Source organism: Chlorogloeopsis sp. ULAP02, from assembly GCF_038404745.2.
Lineage (GTDB): Bacteria > Cyanobacteriota > Cyanobacteriia > Cyanobacteriales > Nostocaceae > Chlorogloeopsis.
In genome coordinates this window covers 1-4,873 of the sequence record NZ_JAYKTT020000014.1, presented here as the reverse complement: position 1 = coordinate 4,873, position 4,873 = coordinate 1, and the positions used below count along the sequence as shown (strand labels likewise).

7 protein-coding genes and 1 pseudogene are annotated in these 4,873 nt (G+C 39.6%); all 8 read right to left on the bottom strand.

Features of this window, described 5'->3' with window-relative positions:
• Nucleotides 1-451 (bottom strand): DUF5895 domain-containing protein (locus U2718_RS08030; RefSeq protein ID WP_411813249.1); only part of this gene is annotated, 451 nt, incomplete at its 3' end.
• Between the two features lie 136 nt (nt 452-587).
• Nucleotides 588-1,406 (bottom strand): SAM-dependent DNA methyltransferase, encoded by an 819-nt coding sequence (locus U2718_RS08025; protein WP_341999915.1) that lies wholly within the window; start codon nt 1,404-1,406, stop codon nt 588-590.
• A gap of 219 nt (nt 1,407-1,625) precedes the next feature.
• Nucleotides 1,626-1,946 carry a hypothetical protein gene (locus U2718_RS08020; RefSeq protein WP_341999913.1) on the bottom strand — a complete coding sequence of 107 codons (321 nt, stop codon included), beginning with the start codon at nt 1,944-1,946 and terminating at the stop codon, nt 1,626-1,628.
• Entirely contained in the window at nt 1,943-2,617 is a 675-nt protein-coding gene (locus U2718_RS08015; protein WP_341999912.1) for a hypothetical protein, read from the bottom strand. The genes U2718_RS08020 and U2718_RS08015 overlap by 4 nt, the downstream gene beginning before the upstream one ends.
• Nucleotides 2,618-2,680: 63 nt before the next feature.
• Nucleotides 2,681-3,487 carry a ThiF family adenylyltransferase gene (locus tag U2718_RS08010; RefSeq protein WP_341999911.1) on the bottom strand — a complete coding sequence of 269 codons (807 nt, stop codon included), beginning with the start codon at nt 3,485-3,487 and terminating at the stop codon, nt 2,681-2,683.
• Nucleotides 3,457-4,215: a transposase gene (locus U2718_RS08005; protein ID WP_341999909.1), complete on the bottom strand. Its 759-nt coding sequence runs from the start codon at nt 4,213-4,215 to the stop codon at nt 3,457-3,459. The genes U2718_RS08010 and U2718_RS08005 overlap by 31 nt, the downstream gene beginning before the upstream one ends.
• Nucleotides 4,205-4,447 carry a hypothetical protein gene (locus tag U2718_RS08000; RefSeq protein WP_341999907.1) on the bottom strand — a complete coding sequence of 81 codons (243 nt, stop codon included), beginning with the start codon at nt 4,445-4,447 and terminating at the stop codon, nt 4,205-4,207. Before U2718_RS08000 ends, U2718_RS08005 begins: the two co-directional genes overlap by 11 nt.
• A gap of 78 nt (nt 4,448-4,525) precedes the next feature.
• Nucleotides 4,526-4,873 (bottom strand): annotated as a pseudogene (locus U2718_RS07995) (RNA-guided endonuclease TnpB family protein); the annotation flags it as partial.

Sequence of the window (4,873 nt, the reverse complement as noted above, 5' to 3'; positions counted from 1 at the left end):
AGTAGAACCGCCGCAGTACGACTTTATCTTTTCCTAGAGTTTGGTACATATCATATCCGTCACCGTACTCGTAGATACCGATAATTGCACCATCATCCCGTTGTTCGATGTACCTGGGAGAGATATCAAGAATGTGCATTCTGGGAGATTGCAGCAATACTCCCATCTCTGGCGTACCATTGGAGAAGGTATGTTTGTGGGTAGGTTCGCCTCCTTGCCAATCAATACCTCCTAAGTATTTATCCTTAATGAATAAGCCTACTTTCTCCGGCTCCATGTGGTTTATCATTTGGCATATGCAGACATTGCTCATGGGAGCGTTATATTCTGGGTTAGCAAATTTTGATATTGCAGACTTTCTCTGTTGGAGATTATCTGGAGTTGTAGGGGAAGGAGGTTGTTCTTTTTGTTCAGATGAAGTTGTACCAGATTTGGTTGGAGTTCTAGGCATAATTATTGTTGTTGAACTAGTTCAAATAAGGTGTGCATTTGCATATGTCGTGGTAAAAAAATAAAGCCGCCTGGATGTAAAAGACGACTTTAGTAGATTTAATCGATTTAACAATATGCCATAAGGTTGCAGTACATTATGGCTTGTGCATTTTGATGATTCGGGTGGTTACACCTGTGGGGTTATTTGATTTAATAAAGGCATTTTTGGGTAAAGATTCATCGTATGCATTCCAACTTTCCAACCATTCTTTAAAATCTTGATATTTGCGGTTGAAGAATACTGATTCTGGAACAATTGTTATTAGTATTCCTCCTGATTTAATTAGCTTCCATGCATGATAAATATGTTCTAATAGTTGAGAGAATGGAGGATTCATGATGACATGCGAGTAGAGATTATCTGTGGTATAAATTGGAAAATCTCTACCAACTAAATTGAACCCTTTGAGTTCGAGTATTCTGCGTAGAGTTGGGTTAATTTCTACTACTTCTAAATCCACTAGAGGGTATTTTTCGACAATCGCTTTTGTGATACAGCCAGAACCAGCACTTGGTTCAAGTATGCGAGAGTTTTCGTTAATTTCTGCTAATTGAATGAGGCGTTTACAAACATCAGGCGGTGTGGGGAAGAAATCTTTCCATGTCATCCCGATAATTTCCAATTCTAACTTGTTTAACTCCTGTTGAGTTGTACTTATCTCTTGGGGTTTAACGTATAGTTGAATTTCCCTAATAGCAGATACGATTTCGCCTGCATTGTAAATACTTGCATGGTTGAGAGAGTTTACCCAATCTTGGTTATATTCGACGTTAAGGGTTTCTTGCAGTTCCTGGGGAGTTTTTCCCTGTTGAGAAATCCTAAACAGTGTCTCAACCTGTGACTTTTGAGAGATACCGCGCAGTACTTCGGGGATATTTCCCATTTCCCACATTTGTGCGATCGCAAGCAACAAGACTGGATTGTTTGTAATTCCATCCCTTCAGCGATAATCCCTTGGGCGATACGCTTGCGGCGTTTAGTTGCTCTTTGGTTCCCAATCGCAGGGTTGAGCTTTGCATCAATAGTTTTCTGCATTGATGCGGCTAGTTCTCGCAGCTTTGCAGCTTTTGTGGGGTTAGGTATATTGAAATTGAAACTAAGGGTGTCGGCGATGTCTGCTTGCGTTCCAGCTTTAAACAGTGATAGCTGCATTTTCCTTCAAATCCTTGAGCGCGCATTCGACTATAAGAGATTCCTCTACATCCCAGGCTTTGACTTCCCAAGGGGTAGTTAGGCGTTCGCTTGGACGAATAATCGCTTTCGAGCATTTTTCTTTGCAGGCAATCCATTTAAGGAATTTGTCTGCTTTTTCTTTGGAGTCAAACCCAAAGTAAGAAGTGATTCTTCTGCCTTTGGGATTTGTTATAGTTCCGACTCTTGGTGATAGGCTATTAAAAGTCCACCCATTAGATGTAAGTTCGATTTTTTTGACTTTAATTTCCGAAGAATTCATAGTTCGACTTCCGGAATAGCGTCTAGGTATTCTTGAGTTGAAATTTCTTTATTCATCCACCTTTGATGGATTATCTCCAAGTCTTCTTGTTGAGTTTCTTCTGCAATATCTTCCACCAAAAACTGTTTTAAAATTGATAAAAGCCTTTCTTTTAAGACTTGATGTTTTACTTTTGAATAGGTAAACTGATAGATGTTACCTGCATTCACAAACAGGTAGATTAAGTTAATCTGTTCGGGAAGTAATTGAGTTTTTTCGTGTAATAGGAATAATCTGAGTTGTGTATTAAATGAATTTTCTATTACTTGGAAATTAGATAGTTTTTGAATAGTCCAATCTATGCCAATTACTTGTTTATCTTGATAGATGATTAAGTCGTAATTAGCGTGTAATAACTGCGACTTGTAAAGATATTGCACTTCGGCGTTCCATTCTTTGCTACCAGGAATTTCTAGAAATGGTTTGACCGCTTTTACCCACTTGTCTATTTGAGGATATGCTTCTAATAGAGGCTCTACTGGTAACCCTAACCCAATTTGTTGCATAATTAGGTGAAACTCACCACCAAGTTTTTCACCTGGGCTAATTGGTATTATCCTTGTATTTACTTCTGATTTTTTGCTTTCCTGTTCAATATTTTCTAATTGAATTGGATTGAATCTGTTCATCATAAATATCTGTCCTGATTGATTTTTCAAGACAGATATGTGTTAACTATTTGTGGTGATTATTATTTAAACTTGCTGGTATTTTTCAAGGTTGGTAATTGTGGTTTGGATGCTGCGACAGGACATGGTATTTAGATCGAAATAACTGGCGAACTTTGTGATTTTTCCTGTCAGGGTTAACTCTAAGAGGTATTGGGATGCGATCGCTGATGCCATGCGGTTAACAAACAACGATTGGTGATTAAGTATTTGAATTTCCGCACACGACAGATTATTGGTGTTGAGTTCTTCTGGTTTGGGAACTAGCAATTCGGGATGTATCAGCGCTGGGGAGGGTAGCTGTTTCCAGAATGAGGGAGTTTTTGGGTTGTCGCAACTATTTATAATGTTAAACTGCTGGTGGGTTCCCAATAGAATTTGTCCAGAGTGTGAACTATTGCCGCATTCTAGCCAGAATATAGAAGCTTGTTCGTGGGGGCTATTATATTCCAAGCACGAGTGAGTTTGCGCCCTGGCGGCGGCATTATCCACACAGCCTATAATAACTGTCAGGCTGTTCCACCTGTATTTGTTCATATAGTTGGGTGAAAACCAATCCAAAATCGCCTTTACCTCTAACCCGTACTTGGCGCTACACCTGGTAGCAAGACACCTAGCTTTAGGCAAACCCACCTCAGATGGTTGGTAGTTTTGCCGGGCGATATTTTTAAGTTCGACTGTATCTCCGTCAATGATGGTGAGGCTGGCTTCCTTGCCTACTCGGTTTAGTTGCAGCATGAGGCGACACACTTCTTCAGCAAGATATCCTCCAGTACCGCCAGCACCTATCAAGATAAACTGAACTACCCCATGTATGAATGCAGGGGGTTCCAACTCACTACGTGAGTTTCGTCTGTCCTTGCAGACTCCGACTCCTCACGAGCTATTGAATGACTGGACATCAACTCTGTCCCACCGATGGTAGGAGACTTTGGACTAGCCGCAGTTCTCGCTGATTGATTTGACCCTACTCGCCAACCGTCCAACAAGGATTGTTCCATCCCTAGCCAGCCACTTCTAGCTAACTGGATTGACAGAGTTTCTGTTTTGGGGTCAATGTAACGACTCAGGTAAGCAGATAAAATATCACGTTGCATCTTTAGCCCACAGACAGAGCAATGATGAACACGTTGCGATAATGATTTTTTCTGCTTGTTGCCACACAAACAAGTTTGAGATAGTGCGGTTTTACGAGTCGAAAACATTAGAACTGTTCCGCCAGCGTTTTCAGCTTTGCGTTTAAGTTCGGATTGAAAAGATGCGGGTGATTTAAAACCTATGGATTTACCATAATTTTTTTGCCATGCTTTAACAGATACTTTCTCGGTTTTGATATGTTTACCAATGGTTAAAGTTTGGTTAACTAGCTTGCCGTGAGATGATTTACGTTGAGCCGCTTGCTTACGCTCTATCTCGCGTTTCTTGGCAGCAGTTTTTTGATAGCGATTGGATTTATTCCAACGTTTGCTACCTTTTTTAACTGTGCCGTTGGGATTAAAATTATTTGGATTATTGGTGCGTCGTTGCCTATCCATTTTGCGTTGTAACTTTCTAATCTTCATTTTGCTTTGATATCAATTCAACAGCAAAAGAAGTCCAAATAGTTTCTTCATCCCCAACAATTGCAACAGTGGAAACGCCTAAATCAATACCAACAGTGCCATCATTGACGATATTTTTAGGTTTTTGATATGGTATTCCTTCACAAACTAATTGTGCAAACCAATAGGTTTTTTGATTAAGAATGCGACGCACTAAGCGCACATATTTAATCTTTGATGCTAAACCATGCAAGAGTACAGGATCATTGGTAATGATGCCAGGTAGTTTTAACTTTGACCATTCAACACTATTACCAGCCCAACGAATGCCTTATTTATTGGTTTTACCCTCTAAAGATGCAAACTGACCATATGACTTAAATCTAACTTTTTTAGCTTTGCCAAAAGCCTCTCGCTCAAGAGCTTTAAAGGCTCTAGTCGCTATTTTTTGAATGGTATGTACATCAAGGTGAGATTTAATCCAAACACTTGCAATTGCTGTTTTATTAGCGAAAGCTTGTAAATCGTAATCACTAAAACGATAAGCCTCTCTGCATGATTGGAACGCAGTGAACCGTTCTTTTTTATAGGATTTTGAAATTAATTTAGCTTGTTGGTAAAGTTCTGAATTTGTTACTAATTTAAGTCTGCTTTTACCCTCCGATAATACAGCATTATA

Coding starts and splice junctions, on each gene's coding strand:
- U2718_RS08020 (WP_341999913.1), bottom strand. CDS start 1,946: ATGAATTCTTCGGAAATTAAAGTCAAAAAAATCGAACTTACATCTAAT.
- U2718_RS08015 (WP_341999912.1), bottom strand. CDS start 2,617: ATGATGAACAGATTCAATCCAATTCAATTAGAAAATATTGAACAGGAA.
- U2718_RS08005 (WP_341999909.1), bottom strand. CDS start 4,215: ATGAAGATTAGAAAGTTACAACGCAAAATGGATAGGCAACGACGCACC.